We start from the raw sequence: 19,678 nt of genomic DNA, 5'->3' as shown, positions 1-19,678 counted from the left end.
ACCCGGATAAACACTCACGAGGGTTTACCTGGGGGTCAGGGTTCGATGCGGAGGATGTAGCGCTGGTTCGCCGCTCCCGTGCAGGCGGACTGGACGATCGCCGTGTTGGTCGCGGTACTCGCGCCGCTCACCGTCAGGCACTTGTCGCTGTGCACGATCCGCGGCTGGACCACGACGTCCATGCCGCTGCCGCTCACGTAGTCCAGGCGGAACTGCTGGTTCGCCTGCGGCGCCCCGGTCGGCTCACAGGTCCACTGGCCGATCGCGATGTTGTCCTCCAGCTTCCAGCTCGGGATGTCCAGGCACTTGCCCGCGACCGTCCTGATCTGGAAGTACGGCGTGCTGCCGATGCGGTCCAGGTCGAACTGCTGGTGCGTCGCCGACGTGACACAGTCCTGCTGCTGGAACGGCCCGCCGTCGGCCACGTTGCCCGCCGGGGTGCCTGAGCACTTCTCGCTGTGGCTCGGCTGGAGGCGGTACTTGCGGTTCGGTTCGATGTAGACCGCGTCCGCCACGTTGGCGACCGCGCCCTGCCAGTCGGTTCGCTTGTCGGCGAAGGCCGTTCCGGTCGAGACGAACGTGTACATCTGCCGCTGGCCGTTGCCGGTGTCGTACAACGTGGCGATGTCACCCTTGCCGTCGCCGTTGAAGTCGCCCGCGGCGAGCGAGGACTTCAGCGAGTCGAACGCCGTGCTCTCCCAGCCGACTGCCACGGACCATGCGCTGCCCGTGGTGGTGAAGATCTGCACCTGGGTCGACGTGCCTCCACGGTTGTACGAGGCCACGATCTCGTCCTTGCCGCCCGCGTCACCGTTGACGTTCGTGGTCACGAAGGTCGCCTTGGACCGGTCGAACGCGGTGCTTTCCCACTGCGACACCGGGGCCGCGAACGTGGTGCCGGTTGAGACGTGCAGCCACAGCTTGGTCTGCGACGCACCCGGGGCACCACGGAAAGCGGCGATGTCGTCGTCGCCGTCACCGTCGAAGTCACCCGCGACCGGCGAGAGGTGGTTGACGTCCAGGCCCGCCGCGCCACTGTCCCACTGCAAGACGGGCGCCGCGAACATTCCTCCGCTTGACCGGTGCAGCCACAGCTTGGTCTGTGCTCCGGCGAGCCCCTGGAACACGGCCAGGTCGTCATCGCCGTCGGCGTCGAAGTCGCCCGCGGCGAGGCGCAGGTGCGACAACCGGTAGTCACCGGTCCACGCCGGTTCGCTCTCGGCGTTGAACCTGTTGCTGTCCGAACGCAACACGAACAACCTGACCTTGCGGTCGGGGTCCTCGCGCAGCACCGCGATGTCGCTGCGGCCGTCGCCGTCGAAGTCACCGTTCGCGCTCTTGATCCGGTACATCGGGAAGCCGCCGCTGACGTCGGTGTCCCAGCCGACATAGCCGGACGAGAAACCGCCGCCCGTGGACAGGAAGTTCCACGCCGCCGTCCGGCCGTTGCCCTGGTCGAACAGCATCGCGAAGTCCGCGCGCCGGTCGCCGTTGGTGTCCGCGCGCACCGCCGTGCCCGGGACGGCCCGCACCTGGGCCGTCAACGTCCACGACGGCGCCGACGGGCTGATGTTGCCTGCCTTGTCGACCGCCCTGACGTAGAGCGGCCGGGTGGATTCGTCGTCCCACACCGTGATCGGCACCGTGGCCGAGCCCTGCGCGTCAGCCGCGACCCACATCGTGGTCTTGTCCTGCTGGAACCCGTAACGGAACCCGGCGATGTCGGTGTCCGTGCCGCCCCGGGTGAAGGTCACCGTGCCGAGTTCGCCGACCGACCGGACCGGTGTGCTGTCGGGGAAGTCGGTCGACGTGATGACCGGCGGGACGGGCCGGGTCCGGTCCACGGTGAAGTAACACCTCGGCGAGTCCGGGCCGGCGATCAGCGCGTCCATGATCCGGGCGCGGTAGTTGAACACCTTCGCCGGCTGGTCCTCGGGCAGGACACCGGCCGGTACCGGGGACCACGAGAACGCGCCGCCGGAGCGGAACATCGGGGTGTCCATGGTCTGCACGACCGTGTCACCGTCGAGGATCTCCAGCCGTCCCTTGACGTTGTCGCCGTCCGGGTCCGACGCGACCGAGGAGAACGTCGGGGAGCTCGTGTTCAACGCCGTCGGCGCGGTGGCCGTGCCGCACGGCGTGGGCGGGACTGTCGTGAAACCGGTCGGCACACGCGGTTTGTTGTTGTACTCCACGACAAGCCGGGCGGTGCCGGGGATGAACTTCTTCCACTGCGAGTTCGTGCCCTCGTTGGGCGCTCGCAAGCCGAACGTCAGCGTGCCGGTCTTGGCGTCGGCGGTGTTCTGCACCAACGTCTTGAGCGCCGCGGACCCGAACTCCATCGGCAGGTCCGGCTGGGTCGTCGTGCAGCCGCCGCCCTCGTTGGCGTTGCCGGACCGGCTGTCCAGTTTGGTCAGCCACCACTTCTTGTCGGTGCTCGTCTCCGTCGTGGTGTTCCAGGTGATCTTGGTCCCCGCCTCGATCCCCTTGGTGTGGTACAGGTCCACCGGTGTCGCGGCGCAGGCGCCGGAGTGGTCGAGGGTGATCGCGAACCAGGTGTCCACCACCTGCGCGCCGGCGATCGGGGACGTGTTGACCTGGAAGAACGACCGGTGCCGGCCGTACGGCGACGAGAAGGTCTGCAGGCCGACCCGTGCGGTGTCCCGGTCGGAGGTCCAGTACTCGGTGTTCGGGGAATAGGAGTCCACCGAGACCCAGCGGTTCTGCGTGCCGCTGTAGGACGGGTCGATGTACAGCGGGAAGGTGGTGTCCGGTGACGTGAGCATCCCGGCGTCCGGCACGACGGTCAGTTCACCGTCGCCGACGCGCAGGCCCATCGGGTGGTGCTCGATCTCCTGCTCCACCGCGGATCGAGCGGCGGGTGGCGTCTCCCACATGGTCGGCGCGCCCGACTCGAAGACCACGTTCCCGCCCTCGTCGACGGCCATGGTCTTGCCGTTCTCGCCTGCCTTGATCTTCAGGCCGGACGTGCGGAACCTGATCTCGCGCAGCGCCGGGTTCGCCGCGGCCTCGGCGTTGTGCACGACCAGGACCTGGGAGAACCCGTCGACGTCGGCCGTGACGCGCAGGTCGACACCCGGCAGCACCTCCCGGTACGTGGCCGTGTCCCCCGTGAGCTCGGGCGCGGGCAACGCGCCCGGCCACGACAGCGCCAGCACCTTGCCGTCCTGCTCCAGCGAGGCCAGCGGGCTGTGGCCGCCGCCGGACATCCGGATCTTCATCGGCGTGACCTTGGGGCGGACCGAGCCGTCCGCGTCACGCACCAGCGTCGTGTCCACCGGAGCCCAGCCATCGGCCGTCCTGGCCCGGAACGGCCGGACGAACTGCTCGAGTGTCCTTGTCCCGGACGGATTCTGGAACACCCTGGTGGTCTCGGTGCCCAGTTCGGGCAGCTCGACCGGAACGTCCAGCCCGGACACCCCGGGACGGGCGTGTGCCGCGGAGGTTCCCGCACCGAGGCACACCAGAGCCAGGGCGCACGCCAGCAGGCGTGCGGATCTTCGTGATGTCAAGCCATGTCCCCTTCAGACACGAAGGCGGGGACTCGCACCGGCACCCCCCACGGAACCGTTGTAGCCCAGGCCATTCATCCCCGCGGGAGAATCCTCGCAGGTTCCGGGCGAAGAAGACATAGCTCTTGCAGTGACCGGCACCCCACCGGTCAGCCGGTCAGCGCTCAGCCCAGCAGGGCGTCGACGAACGCACCGGGCTCGAACGGCGCCAGGTCGTCGGCGCCCTCGCCGAGACCGACCAGCTTGACCGGGACGCCGAGCTGGCGCTGCACCTGGAAGACGATGCCGCCCTTGGCGGTGCCGTCCAGCTTGGTCAGCACGATGCCGGTGACGTCGACCACCTCGGCGAAGACCTTGGCCTGGGTGAGGCCGTTCTGGCCGGTGGTCGCGTCCAGCACGAGCAGCACCTCGTCGATCGTGGCCTGCTTCTCCGCCACCCGCTTGACCTTGCCCAGCTCGTCCATCAGACCGGTCTTGGTGTGCAGGCGGCCCGCCGTGTCGACGAGAACGGCGTCCACACCGGTGTCGGTCCCCCGCTTCACGGCGTCGAACGCCACGGCGGCCGGGTCGGCGCCTTCCTTGCCGCGGACGACCTCGGCGCCGACGCGGCTGCCCCAGGTGGTCAGCTGCTCGGCGGCGGCAGCACGGAACGTGTCGGCGGCGCCGAGCAGGACCGTCCGGCCGTCGGCGACGAGCACGCGGGCGAGCTTGCCGGTGGTGGTCGTCTTGCCGGTGCCGTTGACGCCGACGACCAGGACGACGGCGGGCTTGGACTCGTGCGGCAGTGCACGCACCGAACGGTCCATCTCCGGGTGCAGCGCCTCGACGAGCACCGAACGCAGGACCGTACGGGCCTCGTCGGCGGTCCGGACACCGCGGGCCTTCAGCTCCTCCCGGAGCTTCGAGATGATCTCGGCGGTGGTGGCCGCGCCGAGGTCGGCGAGCAGCAACGTGTCCTCGACGTCGGTCCACGAGTCCTCGTCGAGGTCGCCCGCGCCCAGCAGGCCGAGCAGGCTCTGGCCGAACGTCGACCGGGAGCGGGCCAGCTTGCCGCGCAGCCGTTCCAACCGGCCCGCGGTCGGCTCGATCTCGTCGAGCTGGGGCTTCTCCTCCTCGACGACGAGGGTGTCCGCGCCGGGCAGCGGAATGTCGACTATGTCGCGTTTCTCGGAATCCCTCGGTACCGAGGCGTCGTCGCCCACGCCGGGCTGGCCGTCGACCTCGGTGCGGTCCTCGACCGGGTGCACCGGCGGTTCGATCGTGGCCGTGCCGGACGCCGGGCCGGCCCCGCCGGACGACAGGCTGATACCGCCGCCGGCCTGGTACTTGGCCCGGTCTTCGACCGGCTTGCGCTCGGTGTCGGTCAGGCTCACGCGCCGGCGCCTGGCCAGCACCAGTCCGGTCACCACCGCCCCGATGACCAGGACCAGGACGACCGCGAGGATCACGATGAGTTCGGTGGACACAGGGCCATCCTCGCATCCATCGCTTCGACAAGCTTCAACTGCTTTTAACTCGTTTAGGTCAAGAATTCACCGTAAGGCTTGCGTGATCCCGACGTGTGGAATACACCACAGGTTCATGGACTCGTGCCGGGTCATCGGGCTGATCTCGGGCACGTCGGTGGACGCCATCGACGTGGCCCTGGCCGACATGCGGCTGTCCGGGGACGTCATCGAGCTCGTACCTGGCGGGCACATGGACATCGGCTACCCGGACGACCTGCGGACCGAACTGCTCACTGCCGGTTCCTGCACAGTGTCTTCTTCCTGGGCGGACCAGATGTGCAGACTCGACACCCGAATCGGACAATCGTTCGCCCATGCCGCCGCGACGGCCATCCGTGAGCTCGGTGAGGCCGACGTGATCGCATCCCTCGGCCAGACCGTCTGGCACTGGGTCGAGGACGGCACCTGCAAGGGCACCCTCCAGCTGGGACAGCCCGCGTGGATCGCCGAACTGACCGGCCTGCCGGTGATCGCGGACCTGCGCGTCCGTGACGTCGCCGCGGGCGGGCACGGCGCTCCGCTCGCCGGGCTGTTCGACCGGCTGTGGCTGACGAACGAAGCCGCCCTGAACATCGGCGGGATCGCCAACGTCACACTGCCCGGCAAGGAGGCGTACGACACCGGCCCTGGCAACGCGTTGCTCGACGCGGCCGCGGAGATGCTCACCGGCGAACGGTTCGACAAGGACGGCGCGCTCGCGCTGGCGGGCACGGTCCGCCAGGACCTGCTGGACGTGCTGCTCGCGGACCCCTACTACCGGCTCGCGCCGCCGAAGTCCACCGGCAAGGAGCACTTCAACGTCGGCTACCTGAAGGCCGCGCTGGCCCAGGTGCCCGCGGTCGACGGTCCAGACCTGATGGCCACCCTGGCCGAACTGACCGCCGTCACGATCGCCGACGCGTGCGCGGGGCACCGCGTCGTGGCGTCCGGCGGCGGGGTCCGCAATCCCGCGCTGATGGCCGCCCTGGCTCGTCGCCTGGACGTCGTGACCAGTGACGCACTGGGAATCCCGAGCGACGCCAAGGAGGCGTACCTCACCGCTCTGCTCGGTTTCCTGACCTGGCACGGAATCCCGGCTGATCCGCGGACCGGTGCCGCGGGACCGCGCCTGCTGGGCAGCATCACGCCCGGCCGTGATCCGCTCCGCATGCCCGCCCCGGCGGCGACCAGCGTGAGCCAACTTCGAGTCGCAGCACCACTGGGAGGGCACCTTGCGCGTTCTTGACCTCGCCATCATCGCGATCTTCTTAGTCGGCATGCCGCTGCTGGGCGTGCTGATCGGCGGCAGGCAGAAGTCGTCGGACGACTACTTCATCGGCGAATCCAAGATCAAGTGGTGGGTGGTGTGCCTGTCGGTGGTCTCCGCCGAGACGTCCACCCTCACCGTGCTGAGCGTGCCGACGGTCGCCTACCTGGCCGCTCCGGGCGCGGGCGGGATGACGTTCCTGTCGCTCGCGCTCGGCTACGTGATCGGCCGGATCGTCGTGTCGTTCGTGCTGCTGCCCAAGTACATCGCCGGTGACCTGGTGACCGCGTACGCCTTTCTGGGCAAGCGGTTCGGCGCCGGCATCCAGAGCACCGCGTCGGTGACGTTCCTGTTCACCCGGCTGCTGGCGGACGGGCTGCGGCTGTTCGCCACCGCCATCCCGATCAAGGTGGTGCTGGCCAGCCTGGGGCTGCCGGACGTGAACTACTGGTGGATCGTGGCCGCGCTGGGCATCGCGATGGTCGTCTACAGCTACTTCGGCGGTGTGCGCGCGGTGGTCTGGGTCGACGCGATCCAGATGCTCTGGTACGTCCTCGGCGCCGCCGCGGTGATCATCGTGCTGGCGAACAAGCTGCCGGACGGCTGGTTCGGCAAGGCCGCCGACGCCAACAAGTTCCAGCTGTTCGACTTCTCCTCGCCGATCCTGAGCAACCAGTACGCGCTGCTCACCGCGGTGATCGGCGGCGCGGTGCTGTCGATGTCCTCGCACGGCGCCGACCAGCTGATCGTGCAGCGGCTGATGGCCACCCGCGACGTCAGGGCCAGCCAGAAGGCGCTGATCGGCAGCGGCATCGTGGTGTTCCTGCAGTTCGCGCTGTTCCTGTTCATCGGCGTGATGCTGTGGGCGTTCTACAACGGCGCCTCGCCGACACAGGCGCTGAAGCTGAACAACAACGACGAGCTGTTCGCGAGTTTCATCGTCAACGAACTGCCGACCGGGCTGTCCGGTTTTGTGCTCGCCGGCATCCTCGCCGCCGCACTGAGCTCGTCGCTCGGCGCGCTGGCGTCGTCGACGGTGACCGACGTGTACCAGAAAGTGGTCCGGCGCAAGCTGACCGACGCCGAGATCTTCCGTCAGGGTCGTATTTGGACAGTCATATGGGCGGGCATCCTGGTCGTGGTGGCCGGCCTGTTCGCGACGTTCTTCCGGCGCGGTGAGCCGATCGTCGAGCAGGGACTGTCCATCGCCGGTTTCACGTCCGGCGCGCTGCTCGGCGCGTTCCTGCTCGGCCTGATCTTCCGCAGGTCCAGGCAGGGCGACGCGATCGTGGCGTTCCTGACCACCATCGTGGTGATGGCGTTCGTCATCCTCGGGCTGAAGTTCGCCAAGGACACCGGCGCGTTCCTCGCCGTCGACTTCGGCAAGCCCGCGGGCAACTCGGTGAGCCTCGCCTACCCGTGGTTCCCGGCGCTCGGCGTGCTGATCACGTTGGTGGTCGGCGGGCTGCTTTCGTTGCGCCACCGGGCACCCGCCCCGCCACCGGACACCGGCCAGCCCGAGGCGGTCAAGGCCGCGTAAGAACGAACCCCTCTCCCAGGCCCGGGGCGTCTATTGTGGGAGCACCTTTGGGAGGGAACGGCATGACCGGCACCACGCGTGCGCCGCGAAGACACTACGGCGGCAGGTCCGATGCGCAACGGCGAGCCGAACGGCACGAACGCCTGATGGAGGCCGGGCTCGAACTGTTCGGCTCCGAGGGCTACGCGGCCACCTCGATCGAACGGCTGTGTGCGACGGCGAGTGTGTCCACCAGGAACTTCTACGAGGAGTTCCCCGGCAGGGAGGCGTTGCTGGTCGCCTTACACGACCGCATCACCGAACGGGCCATGGCGAACGCACTCGCCGCGCTGGCAGGCAGCGAGGACGATCCGCTGCGCGAGCGCGTCGGGAAGATGGTGCGGGCGTACATCACGACGACGTCCAGCGATCCGAAGTGGACGCGCCTGGCGTACGTCGAGGTCGTCGGGGTCAGCCCGGCCGTCGAACAGCACCGGCTGAGCTGGCGGGAACGCATCGTCGAGTCCCTCGTCGCGGAGGCCGAGCGGGCCGTACGAAGAGGGGAGGCCGCGCCGCGCGACTTCCACCTGACGGCCGTCGCGTTCATCGGCGCGGTCAACGAACTGGTGTACTACTGGTCCATGCACAACCGCAGCAGGCCGCTGGACGACCTCTGCACCGAGGTCACCCGGCTGGCGGTCGCCGCCATCACCGCACCGGCCTAAGTCGTCTTCCTGAGGTTGAGCAGGACCTCGATGATGCCGTTGTCCTCGATGTCGATGCCGGGGATGCCTGGGTCCGGGATGCTGTAGTCGGCGAACTTCACCGGGATGCTGGTCTGCACCTGGATGGTGTCGGCGTTGCGGACCACGCTCAGGTCCACCTGAACCGATTTGCCGACGCCGCGCAGCGTGAGCTGGCCGGCCGCCTTGACGGACACCTTCTGCCCGGCGGCGGGGACGGACCCGAAGTCGACCGGTCCCCGCAGCGCGAAGGTCGACGTCGGGAACTGGGACACCGACATGATGTTGTTGCGGAACTGCTCGTCGCGCCCGCTCTTGTCGGTCGCCACCGACGCCATGTCCACCGTGACCTCGCCGCTGGTGATCCGGGTACCGCTGAGCGCGGCCGTGCCGGTCACCTTGCCCGTCCGGCCGACCGCGGTGGTGTCCTGGCCGAACAGGATCTCCTGCACCCGGTAGCCCGCCTGTGATCCCTCCGACACCGTCCACGTGCCGTCGACCGGCACCGCCTCGCCACCGCCCTGCTGCCCCTCACCCAGAGCCAGCTCCTGGGCAGGAGGGTCGGAGAGCACGTTGATGTAGAACCACGGCCCGCCGACGAACGCCAGCAGTCCCAGCGCGATCGCGCCGATCAGCCACGCTTTCCAGTGCCGCTTGAATCTGCCCATGCCGGTACTACGCCGCTCGGTCCAGTCCGGTTCATTGGCTTTTTCGGACATTCTCCGGCCCGCACGTTGGTCTACCGGCTCTTGGCGCACGGTCACCCCGGAAAACAGACTTGTCACCCGGAGTGAATCTCGATGGAGAGGAGATTCCATGCGCTCCAAGCGGCTGGTGGCCGCAGCGGCGGGCGTGGTCGTCGCCCTGACCGGCGTTGTCCCGGCGGCGGCGCAGGCGCAACAGCTCAAAGATGTCGTGCTGGTCGGCAACGCGCAGGCGGGCACGGTCAGCTTCCTCGACGGTCACACGTTCCAGGTGATCGGCACCCTCAACGCGATTCCCGACCTCGAGCAGCGGCTCGCCGCGATGAACCCGATCGAACGGATCGGGTACGAGACGGTGAACGCGATCCAGGGCTACAAGAAGTTCGTCGACGACGTCGCCATGTCACCGGACGGCAGGACGCTGTACGTCTCCCGGGGCAATCTCGCCGACGTGGTCGCGTACGACGTGGCGAGCAAGCGCCAGCTGTGGCGGACCAAGGTCGAGGGCTTCAAGGCGGACCACGCCGCGATCTCGCCGGACGGCACCCAGTTCATCGTCTCCGCGCTGACCGTGGAGAAGGCGCACGTCTACGACACCAGGACCGGCGCCATCCTCAAGAGCTTCCCCACCGGGACGTACCCGCACGGCAACGACTACGCGCCGGACAACAAGACGCTGTACAACTCCAGCATCGGCACCACGTCGTTGATCAAGGCCTTCAACTGGGCCAAGGGCAAGCGCCAGCTGACCGCCGTGGACCCGGCGACCTGGACGGTCAAACGCACCTACCAGTTCGACTACGGCATCCGTCCCGCGCTGTTCATGCCGGACAACAAGACGATGTACGCGCAGCTTTCGTACCTCAACGGCCTGGTCGAGTACGACCTGCAGGCGGGCCGGATCGTGCGGACCGTCGAACTGCCGTACAGCCAGAAGGCCGCGCAGATGAACCCGGACGACTACCCGCAGAACTCCGCGCACCACGGCATGGCGTACTCCGGTGACCGGATCTGCGCCGCGGGCACGATCGACGACTACACGGTCATCCTCGACCGGCCCGGCCTGACGGCCAAGGGATACGTGCACTACCCGACCGACGCCCTGCCGTACTGGTCGACGACCAGTCTGGACGGCAAGTACTGCCTGGTGTCGCTCAGCAACCGCAACGCCATCTCGGTCGTCGACTACGCCACCGCCAAGGAGGTCGCCCAGATCCCGGTCGGGCACTTCCCGCAGCGCGAACGGCTCGGCGTGCTCAGCCAGGAAGCAGTCGCGGCATTTGGCTGATCTGTCCTTCTCGCAATACCTTCACCCTTGAAGGTTGCGCGAGGAGGCAAGGATGCCTGCTGGTCGGACAAAGCTGCGTCGGCTGATGGAACAGATGCGTGCCGAGCCGGACACCGTCGAAGGCGTCACCGCGGCGGCCAGAGCCAAGTCGGCCCTGGTCGCCGCGCTGCCCCAACAGGACGTGCAACGGCATATCGCCGCGCTGATGGCCGCGGTGTCCTCGGCGTACATCGACGGCGTCGAGCTCGGCGACAGCATCCACGTCGCCGACCGGCTGGCCGAGGACCGTGCGCTCCAGGGCATCCCGCTCGCGTCCCTGCTGGAGGGCTTCCAGGCGGGCAGGCACTACGTGATGACCCAGATCTTCGAGCGGACGGCCGGGACCGAGATCGAGCCGGCCGAGGTGTTCGAGTGCCTGATCGAACTGGACGCGATGGCCAACGAGATGCAGAACCGGCTCGTCCACGTCTACCGGGAGACCGAGCTGAGCCTGACCAGGACGACGCACGCCGTCCGGCTGCAGGCACTGCGCAGCCTGCTCCACAAGGGACCGACGGGCAACGCCGCCGCGGTCGGCCTCGATCCCCGCAAGCGCTACCACTGCGTCATCGCGGACGTCAGCGCGCCGCGGGAGGCGCGGCAGTTCGAAGCCGCGTTGACGACCGCCGACGGTCTGTGCGGCATGGTGGACGGCTACCTGTGCGCGGTCAGCGGGCGGTTACCCGAGAAGAAGTTCGACATCCTGCTCGTCGCGGCGCCCGCTGTGCCCGCCGCGGAACTGGCCGGCGCGTACCGGCTCTGTCAGACGGCGCTCGCCTCGGCGCGCCGGCGCAATCTGCGCGGCCTGCAGCACCTGACTTCGCTCGCTCTGCCGTTGAGCGTGGACACCCATCCGGCGTTAGGGCGGATGCTCGCCGCGGAACACCTGGCCGGGCTGGATCATGACGACGAGTTCCACCGGTTGCTGGCCAAGACGGCGTTGGCGTACCTGGAACACGGCGGCCGGACCGATCTGGTGGCCAGTGCCCTGCACGTGCACCCGAACACCGTCAAACACCGGCTTCGCCGGATGGCCGAGCTGACCTCGTTCGACCCGACGCCGAACGGCAACGGCTCGCTCGCGCACGCGTTGCGCTGGTGGTGGGCTTTGCAGTCATGGCTTTCGCCGGTAGGCGACAAGCTCTAGCTCGGCGTCGAAGCCGAGCCGCCGGAACATCGTGGCCGAGGAGTGATTGTCGACACGCACCACCGCGGCGGCCTGTGATTTGGCGCCGTTCCCGGCGTCCAGCTCGCACAGCAGGCCCTGGACGACCCGCCTGCCGACTCCGACACACCGCATGTCGGGTTCGACGGCCACATAGTCCACCAGGTGCTCGCTCTCCTGCGTATAGCCCGCGGCGAACCCGGCGAGCTTGCCGTCCGCCTGCCGGAGGGCGACGACCATGTGCTTGTCGTTGTCCAGCAGCTGTTGAGCCGTGTTCGTCGTGTCGGGGAAACATCGGCCGAACAGGTCGGCGAACTGGGCGTTCATGCTGCCGTCCGCGGGCAGCCGTTCGACCTTCTCGCACTCCTGGGTCAGCATGGACCTCAGGTCGGCGCCTTTCAACGTGAAGATCCAGGTGGCAGTCTCCCGTTCGAAGCCGTGCCGCCTGGCGAACTCGGCGAGCTCCCGGTGCTCGGTGTGGCCGTAGAGATTCAGGTCACGGATGTTCCGCAGGTGGGGTAGCTTGAGCGCGGCCTCGTAGAGCTTGTCCGCGGTGCTGTGCCACGCCTGCGGGGTGGCTGGGTGGCCGGTGGGCAGGTCGATATGCGGGCCGTACAGCCAGCCACGCCCGACTTCGGCGTTGACGTCGGTGCTCAGCACGCCGCACAGCGCGCCGCTGGACCGGAAGGCCAGCAGGGCGCCCGCTTGCCATTCGGGGTCGACTCCGGCCAGCTCGTCAGCGATTTCCTCTTCGGTGTACCCGAAGAAACCGATGTGGTGCGCGGGGTCGGCCTGCAGGCGTGCGACGAGCGACACGACTGCGGGCAGGTCGCCCCGCGTAGCCGGACGGATTTCTGTCATGACGGAATCCTGAACTTCTGAACGGCTGTGCGCATCTGGTTTACCGGCTTGTTAGTGAACGCCGCTTCATTGACGGTTGCCCGGATGCACGAAACGCAGGCTGACCTGGACCGGACAGGCGACGCGCCCTAGGTCGTGTTTCGAATGTCCCGGTCGATGAGAGTCGGGATCGGGGCGGTTCCTGGCGTCGCCGCGGGATCGCCGCGAATACTGGTTGTCTTTGGGCGGTCCCGCGGTGGCGTCAGGGGCCGCATCCGGCCCGGCTATCGCGATCGGGCATTTGAAACACGGCCTAAGCCCGGATCACGTTCCCGACGCCGAAGTAGCTCAGCGGATGAACGAGACGTCCGGGTAACGCGGCGACGGCCCGGCGAGCAGTGGTTGCGGCCGTTTCCTGAGATGCTCGTCGAAGAACGCCGCGATGTAGGCGCGTTGGGCGTCGATCGCACCGGCCGGGTCCACCGTGCCGATCAGGCCGGTGTGGTCACCGCCCAGCTTGGGCAGCAGCCATTGCGCGTCGGTGAACGTGTAGTGCCTGCCCGCTGGGAAGTTCAGGTCGAGCAGCCAGCCGGTGGACGCGTCCCAGAACGTCCGCCAGTCCGGTTCGGACAGATGGGTCCGCGGCTTTCCGTACAGCGGCGGCTGTTGTGGCGAAGACCCGGCTCCCATGAACATGAACGGGCGGTCCACCCCGAGTTCGGGCCGGTTGTAGCCGAACGAGAACCAGCCGTCCATGTTGATGCCCGCGTCGACGCGCCTGTCCACCTGCATCACCCGGGCAGCGGTGACACCACCGCCGGAATGGCCGACCATGCCGACCCGGGACAGGTCGAGCATCTTCAGCCCGCTCAGCTTGTCCAGGACGAACCGGACGTCGTGCTCGCGGGCGTCCATCAGGCGCTGCTTGGCCTTCTCGATCTCGGCGGGGTCCTCGATGGGCAGGTCGAAGACCTTGTCGGTCCTGACCTTTCCGCCAGGGAACTCGACCGCGGCCTCATAGGTGTGGTCGACGGTGACCACGGCATATCCGCGGCTGGCCAGTTCCTCGGCCAGGATCGTGCCCATCGTCCGGGAGTTGCCGACGCCCGGCGAGTAGAGCACCACCGGGAACTTCCCAGGCAGGGAAGGCGCGTTGACGAAGGCGTTGGCCCGGATCGCGCCCCAGTCCGTGCGAATCCCCACCGGCGGCTCGATCTCGTAGTACTTGGCCAGCGCTGGCGGGACATAGGACGCACGGCGGCCGACGGGGAACGCGGGATACCACACGCTCACCATCAATTCCCTTGTCTCATCAGGAAACCACGGGTCAGACCGGCCGTGCTGCACCAGATGCAACTCGGTCACGCCCACACGATGCCGTCCGGTCGGCTCGGGCAACTCCAGGGTCGAGGCGTGCGCGGGCACAGTGCCGCCGCCCAGCACCAGCAACACCAACGCCAGAAGGATGACTTTCCGCATGGGCGCAGCCTGCCGGGAGGACAGGCCACGCACATCAGGCCCGGGAACGTCAGCCCCGGGGATGACTCCTCGCGGCAAAAAATAAAACCGATCGATCGGTTTTTTAGTGTAGGGTCGCCGTCATGACGAACGAGCGAGACGGCCGTCTGGCACGCGGCGAGCGCACGAGGGCAACAGTGCTGGATGCCGCCGTAGCCCTGGCTTCGGTGCACGGACTGGAGGGCCTGTCGTTCGGACAGCTCGCCGAACACCTCGGCACGAGCAAATCCGGGCTGTTCGCACACTGGAAGGACAAAGAGCGACTGCAGCTCGACACCATCGACTGGGCACGTCGTCAGTGGACCGACTGCGTCATGGCGCCTGCCCTGCGCACCCCGCCCGGCGTGCGCAGGGTGTTCGCACTCCATGAGGCACGGTTGGCCTTCTATGCGGACGGCATGTTGCCCGGCGGCTGTTTCTTCCTCGCCGCACAGACCGAATTCGACGACCGGCCAGGCACCGTGCACGCCCGGACCGCCGCTTCGCTGCATGACTGGCTGGAGTTCATCCGGTCACTGATCGACGAGGCCGTGGCCCTCGGCGAACTCCCGGACCACATCGACACCGCCCAACTCGCCTACGAGATCGACGCGCTGGGCGAGTCCACAGTGATCCACTCTCGGCTCGTCGACCGCGATGCCACCTTCACCCGCGCCCGGCGAGCCGTCCTCGACCGGCTGCGCGCCCTAACCACCGATCCCGCTCTCCTGCCGAAGGACTGAGAACAGTGGTGAAATCCTGGACTTCCGGACCGGCCGGCCGAAGCGGTGAGGTGCTCGTCAGCGTCACCGACTTCACCGCCGACCACCTCAGGGACATGCCGGGGATCCACCTCGCCGGAACACGTCTCGCACGGTTGTGGCCCGGCCTCGAAGGTGCCGTCGGGCACTGGCTCTGGGCGGAGCCGCTGAGACGCCGGTGCGGCTCCGTCTCGTTATGGCAGAACGGCAAAGCGCTGCGGGCCTTCGTCGCGCTGCCGGAACACCGCGAGATCATGCGCACGTACCGCAACCGCGGCACACTGCGATCCACCACGTGGACCACGCGGGACCCGGAACTGCCCGAGGTGTGGAGCCAGGCACTGGCGTTCCTGCAAGGCGATCACGGACGCCAACCGTATGCCGGGTAACGTGCCCACCCACCAAAGCCGTACTCACACGGGTTCGACACGTCGAGCGCTTTGAACCGGGCGTACCGGCTCTGTCGAAGGACGTTCCGGCTGAGCAGGCAAGACGATCCCCCGCCGAGTTGCGGTGTCAGTACGGGCAACTTGGCGGATACTGTTCTCTTGCCCATCGTGATCGAAGGTCGACCGGTCCCTGGTTCAGATCAACCCGATGCGAAGAGGTCGACGATGAAGATGTCTGCTGAGTTGACCACGCGCCGCCACGACTCCGTGCACATGCGGAGGCAACGCGACGCGCTGCTCGATGTCTATCGCGAAGTGTACGCAGACAGGCTGGCCAATCCGTTCTTCACAGTCGAGCGGTTCTGGCAACGGCTGGAGGCTTACGCTGCCAGAGATGGCTTTTCTCTGGTCACTGGGCATGTCGGTGATGTACTGGTGGGCTACACCTTGGGCCATACGCTGCCGCCGGACGCTCGGTGGTGGAACGGATTCCGTGGCGAGATCGACCATTCGCTGCTCGATGAAGACGGCCGTCGGACGTTCGCGGTGAACGAATTGATGGTCTTGCCAGAGTTTCGCCGCCGCGGTTACGCCCATGCCCTTCATAATGCCCTGCTTCACGACCGTCCGGAGGAACGAGCCACGCTCTTGGTGCGGCCCGACAACATTCCGGCACGCACGGCTTACCTCAACTGGGGCTGGTACAAACTGGGTGACTTGCAGCCGTTCGACGATGCGCCGGTGTACGAGGCGCTGATCGTGAAACTGAATGGTTGAACGACATCGGAACCGTCCACCGTGGCGAGTTCGCGAGTGCGTGAGTGCCGCACAGGGAAACTGGCTTGCCTGGGAGTGCTTAGCCCTTGTTGTTCAACCGCTGTGAGATCACCTGGGTGACGCCGTCACCGCGCATGCTGACGCCATAGAGCGCGTCGGCGATCTCCATGGTGGGCTTCTGGTGCGTGATGATGATCAGCTGCGAGGTTGCCCGGAGCTCCTGCAACAGGCCGATCAGCCGGCGCATGTTCGTGTCGTCCAGCGCCGCCTCGACCTCGTCCATCACGTAGAAGGGCGAGGGCCGGGCGCGGAAGATGGCCACCAGCATCGCCACCGCCACCAGTGACTTCTCACCACCGGACAGCAGGGACAGCCGCTTGATCTTCTTGCCCGGCGGCCGTGCCTCGACGTCCACGCCGGTGGTCAGCATGTCGTCGGGATCGGTCAGCAGCATCCGCCCTTCCCCGCCGGGGAACAGCGTGTTGAACACGATCTCGAACTCGCGCGCCACGTCCTCGTAGGCCGACGCGAAGACCTCGAGGATCTTGTCGTCGACCTCCTTGACGACCGTCAGCAGGTCACGCCGGGTCGCCTTGAGGTCTTCCAGCTGCGTGGACAGGAACTTGTACCGCTCCTCCAGCGCGGCGAACTCCTCCAGCGCCAACGGGTTCACCTTGCCGAGCAGGGCCAGGTCCCGTTCGGCCTTCTTGGCCCGGCGCTGCTGGGTGTCGCGGTCGTACGGCGTCGACGGCGGCCGGATCACGTCCTCGCCGCGCTCCTTGGCCGCCTCGTACTCCGCGATCTCGTTGGCGGGCGGCGGGATCGGCCGGTCCGGGCCGTACTCCAGGACCAGGTCGTCCAGGCCCATGCCGAAGTCCTCGGCGATCTTGGTCTCCAGCTGCTCGATCCGCAGCCGCTGCTCGGCGCGCAGCACCTCGTCGCGGTGCACGGCGTCGGTCAGTTTCTCCAGCTCGGTCGACAGTTCACGGACCCGGCCGCGGACGTCGAGCAACGCCGCCTCGCGCTGGGTCCGGCGGGACGCGACCTCGTCCCGTGCGGCCGCGGCGCGCTGCAACGAGATCTCGATGCGCTCGATGGCCAGCTCACCGCCCTCGACCACGGCGTCGGCCACGCGCTTGCCGCGCGCCCGCGCCTGGCGGGCGCGCTCGTGCCGTTCGCGAGCCTCGCGCTCCTGACGAGCCGCACGACGCAGTCCTTCGGCCTTACCCGCGACCGCGCGCGCACGTTCCTCGGCGGTACGCAACGCCAGGCGCGCGTCCATTTCCTGCTGGCGCGCGGTGTTCAGCTGGGCCACGGCCTCGTCGCGGACGCGCGAGTCGGGTTCGTCGTCCAGCGGCTGTTCCTGGGCACCGACCAGGCGCTCCTCCAACTCGGCCAGTTTGGTGAGCTGGTCCTCCCTGGTCTGCTCGACTTTGGCGCGCTGGTTGCGGATTCGGTCGACCTCGGCCCGCACAGCGTTGGCCGCCTGGCGCATCCGGGCGATCCGCTCACCGGAGCGGGCCCGGCGGACCCTGGCTTCGCTTAACGCTTCCTTGGCCGCGTTGACCTCGTTGCGCCGCGCTTCCTGTTCGGCCCGTGCCCCGGCAAGTGCCCCAACGGTTTCCGCGAGGGTGTGCTCGAAAGAGGTCAGCTTGTCGTTGGCCTCGTCGACCGCCGCCTGGACCTCGATCACGCTCTCACTGCGACCGGAACCACCGACCGCCCAGTCGGAACCGAGCAGGTCACCGTCCCTGGTGACGGCCCGCACCGTCGGGTGCGCGGCGACGATCTGCCGTGCGGTGCCAAGGTCCGAGACGACGACAACGCGGTCCAGCGCGCGTTCCATGGCCGGGCGCAAGGCTTCCGGGCACCGCACCAGGTCCACGGCCCACTGCGCACCATCAGGCAGGTACGGCCACGCCGAGCGATCCACAGTAGACGGACCACCGCCGATGACGATCCCCGCGCGGCCGGCGTCGTTGTCCCGCAACAGGGACAACGCCGACAGCGCGTCGTCACCACCGGCGACCGCGACGGCGTCGGCGATCGGGCCGAGCGCCGCGGCCAACGCGACCTCGGCACCGGGCCGCACGGTCAGCAAAGCCGCGATCGACCCGAGCAGGCCGGGCAGCCGGTGGCCGGCCGCCAGCAGCGCGCCCGCGCCGTCCTTCCGGCTCAGGCCAAGCGAAAGCGCGTCCACCCGGGCCCGCCACGAAGCGATCTCCCGCTCCGCCTTGCGTTCCGCGGCGACGAGTTCGTCCACCCGCGCCTTGGCCTGCGCGGCCGCCGAGACGGCCTGGTCGTGCCTGCTTTGCAGGGACTCGTCGTCGGAGTCCTCGACGCCGGTCTCCAGCTCGGTCTCGGCCAGCTCGGTCGCGGCGATCTCGGCGCGCTCCTCGGCCTCGGCCAAGGTGGTGGACAACCGCTCGATCTCCTCGGCGGTCGCACTCGTCTTACTGCGCAGCGCTTCGACCTGACCGGCCAGCCGGGCCAGGCCCTCCCGGCGGTCGGCGATCGCGCGGACGGCGGCGATGTGCGCCTTCTCGGCCTCGGCCACCGCGCTTTCCAGCTCGGAGCGCCGCGCCAACGCCTCGGACAGCGCCTCACGGGCCATCTCGACGCCTTCCGCGAGCTCGACCTCCAGCTCGGCGGCCTCCTCGGCCTCGGCTTCGAGCAGTTCCGGGTCCTTGCCCTGGTTCTGCCGTTCGCCCTCGTCGGAGAGGTGCCGGGCGCGTTCGGCGGCCAGCCGGACCGTGCCGCGCAGCCGCTCGGCCAGCGCGGACAGCCGGTACCAGGCGTCCTGGGCCGCGTTCAGCGCCGGGGCGTCCTCGGCCAGGCTCGCTTCGATCTCGTTCTGCTCGGCCTGGGCGAACTGCAGGGCCCGCTCGGTCTCACCGCGCTTGGCGCGGGCGGTGGCCTCGTCGGCCTCTTCCTTGGCCAGTTCATGCCGCGCGCTGACCAGGTCGTCAGCGATCAGCCGCAGCCGCGCGTCCCGCAGCTCGGCCTGCACGACCTGGGCGCGCCGGGCGATCTCGGCCTGCTTGCCCAGTGGTTTGAGCTGACGCCGCAGCTCGGCGGTCAGGTCCGTCAGGCGCGTCAGGTTGGCCTGCATCGCGTCCAGCTTCCGCAGCGCCTTCTCCTTGCGCTTGCGGTGCTTGAGCACACCGGCGGCCTCTTCGATGAACGCCCGGCGGCCTTCCGGCTTCGACTCGAGGATCGCGCCGAGCTGGCCCTGGCCGACGATGACGTGCATCTCCCGGCCAATGCCGGAGTCCGACAGCAGTTCCTGCACGTCCATCAGGCGGCAGGTGTTGCCGTTGATCTCGTACTCGCTGGCGCCGTCCCGGAAGATCCGGCGGGTGATCGAGACTTCGGAGTAGTCGATCGGCAGCGCGCCGTCGGAGTTGTCGATGGTCAGCGTGACCTCGGCCCGGCCGAGCGGCTGACGGCCGCCCGCACCGGCGAAGATGACGTCCTCCATCTTGCCGCCGCGCAGCGACTTCGCGCCCTGCTCCCCCATCACCCAGCTCAGCGCGTCGAGCACGTTCGACTTGCCGGACCCGTTGGGCCCGACGACACAGGTGATCCCCGGTTCGAAGCGCAGCGTCGTCGCTGAGGCGAAGGACTTGAAGCCCTTCAGCGTCAGGCTCTTGAGGTGCACGTGACGGT

14 protein-coding genes are annotated in these 19,678 nt (G+C 68.3%); 8 read left to right on the top strand and 6 right to left on the bottom strand.

Annotation, left to right across the window (positions count from 1 at the left end; all coding sequences use genetic code 11):
• Window positions 1-35: 35 nt before the first annotated feature.
• Window positions 36-3,533 (bottom strand): RICIN domain-containing protein, encoded by a 3,498-nt coding sequence (locus tag GC106_RS34710; RefSeq protein WP_173139368.1) that lies wholly within the window; start codon window positions 3,531-3,533, stop codon window positions 36-38.
• 164 nt (window positions 3,534-3,697) lie between these two features.
• Window positions 3,698-4,999, bottom strand: a complete 1,302-nt coding sequence (gene ftsY, locus GC106_RS34705) for a signal recognition particle-docking protein FtsY (RefSeq protein ID WP_173139367.1) — start codon at window positions 4,997-4,999, stop codon at window positions 3,698-3,700.
• Window positions 5,000-5,114: 115 nt separating this feature from the next.
• Between ftsY and GC106_RS34700 the strand changes: the two genes are divergently transcribed.
• From GC106_RS34700 to GC106_RS34690, 3 genes are all read left to right on the top strand, one after another.
• Complete coding sequence (locus tag GC106_RS34700; protein ID WP_173139366.1) at window positions 5,115-6,266, top strand: anhydro-N-acetylmuramic acid kinase; 1,152 nt, start codon at window positions 5,115-5,117, stop codon at window positions 6,264-6,266.
• Window positions 6,253-7,827, top strand: coding sequence for a sodium:solute symporter (locus tag GC106_RS34695; protein ID WP_173139364.1), 1,575 nt, complete (start codon window positions 6,253-6,255; stop codon window positions 7,825-7,827). The genes GC106_RS34700 and GC106_RS34695 overlap by 14 nt, the downstream gene beginning before the upstream one ends.
• A gap of 62 nt (window positions 7,828-7,889) precedes the next feature.
• Window positions 7,890-8,531, top strand: coding sequence for a TetR/AcrR family transcriptional regulator (locus GC106_RS34690; RefSeq protein ID WP_173139362.1), 642 nt, complete (start codon window positions 7,890-7,892; stop codon window positions 8,529-8,531).
• On the opposite strand, the gene GC106_RS34685 is transcribed toward GC106_RS34690, so the two are convergent.
• Window positions 8,528-9,217, bottom strand: a complete 690-nt coding sequence (locus GC106_RS34685) for a YceI family protein (RefSeq protein ID WP_173139360.1) — start codon at window positions 9,215-9,217, stop codon at window positions 8,528-8,530. The two genes, GC106_RS34690 and GC106_RS34685, sit on opposite strands and share 4 nt — an antisense overlap.
• Window positions 9,218-9,365: 148 nt before the next feature.
• Between GC106_RS34685 and GC106_RS34680 the strand changes: the two genes are divergently transcribed.
• The gene (locus GC106_RS34680; RefSeq protein WP_173139358.1) at window positions 9,366-10,541 is read left to right on the top strand and encodes a YncE family protein; all 1,176 of its coding nucleotides are present in this window, start codon (window positions 9,366-9,368) and stop codon (window positions 10,539-10,541) included.
• A gap of 52 nt (window positions 10,542-10,593) precedes the next feature.
• Window positions 10,594-11,727 (top strand): helix-turn-helix domain-containing protein, encoded by a 1,134-nt coding sequence (locus tag GC106_RS34675; protein WP_173139356.1) that lies wholly within the window; start codon window positions 10,594-10,596, stop codon window positions 11,725-11,727.
• On the opposite strand, the gene GC106_RS34670 is transcribed toward GC106_RS34675, so the two are convergent.
• Complete coding sequence (locus GC106_RS34670) at window positions 11,695-12,606, bottom strand: GNAT family N-acetyltransferase (RefSeq protein ID WP_173139355.1); 912 nt, start codon at window positions 12,604-12,606, stop codon at window positions 11,695-11,697. The genes GC106_RS34675 and GC106_RS34670 overlap by 33 nt on opposite strands.
• A gap of 327 nt (window positions 12,607-12,933) precedes the next feature.
• On the bottom strand, window positions 12,934-14,064 hold the full coding sequence (locus GC106_RS34665) for an alpha/beta hydrolase family protein (protein WP_173139354.1): 1,131 nt from the start codon (window positions 14,062-14,064) through the stop codon (window positions 12,934-12,936).
• A 122-nt stretch (window positions 14,065-14,186) separates the two neighbouring features.
• On the opposite strand from GC106_RS34665, the gene GC106_RS34660 reads away from it, so the two are divergent.
• The 3 genes from GC106_RS34660 (at window position 14,187) to GC106_RS34650 (ending at window position 16,009) form a co-directional block, all read left to right on the top strand.
• Window positions 14,187-14,825, top strand: coding sequence for a TetR/AcrR family transcriptional regulator (locus GC106_RS34660; RefSeq protein WP_173139353.1), 639 nt, complete (start codon window positions 14,187-14,189; stop codon window positions 14,823-14,825).
• A gap of 8 nt (window positions 14,826-14,833) precedes the next feature.
• A complete protein-coding gene (locus tag GC106_RS34655) occupies window positions 14,834-15,232 on the top strand; it encodes a hypothetical protein (protein ID WP_173139352.1) in 399 nt (132 codons plus the stop codon).
• A 168-nt stretch (window positions 15,233-15,400) separates the two neighbouring features.
• A complete protein-coding gene (locus GC106_RS34650) occupies window positions 15,401-16,009 on the top strand; it encodes a GNAT family N-acetyltransferase (protein WP_312873133.1) in 609 nt (202 codons plus the stop codon).
• A 79-nt stretch (window positions 16,010-16,088) separates the two neighbouring features.
• Here GC106_RS34650 and smc read toward each other — a convergent pair whose 3' ends face one another.
• Window positions 16,089-19,670: a chromosome segregation protein SMC gene (gene smc / locus GC106_RS34645; RefSeq protein WP_173139351.1), complete on the bottom strand. Its 3,582-nt coding sequence runs from the start codon at window positions 19,668-19,670 to the stop codon at window positions 16,089-16,091.
• Window positions 19,671-19,678: the final 8 nt, after the last annotated feature.

It is taken from the genome of Kibdelosporangium persicum (assembly GCF_013280595.1).
Classification (GTDB): domain Bacteria; phylum Actinomycetota; class Actinomycetes; order Mycobacteriales; family Pseudonocardiaceae; genus Kibdelosporangium; species Kibdelosporangium persicum.
The sequence above is the reverse complement of the archived record's forward strand: the minus strand, read 5'-3'. Positions and strand labels throughout refer to the sequence as shown.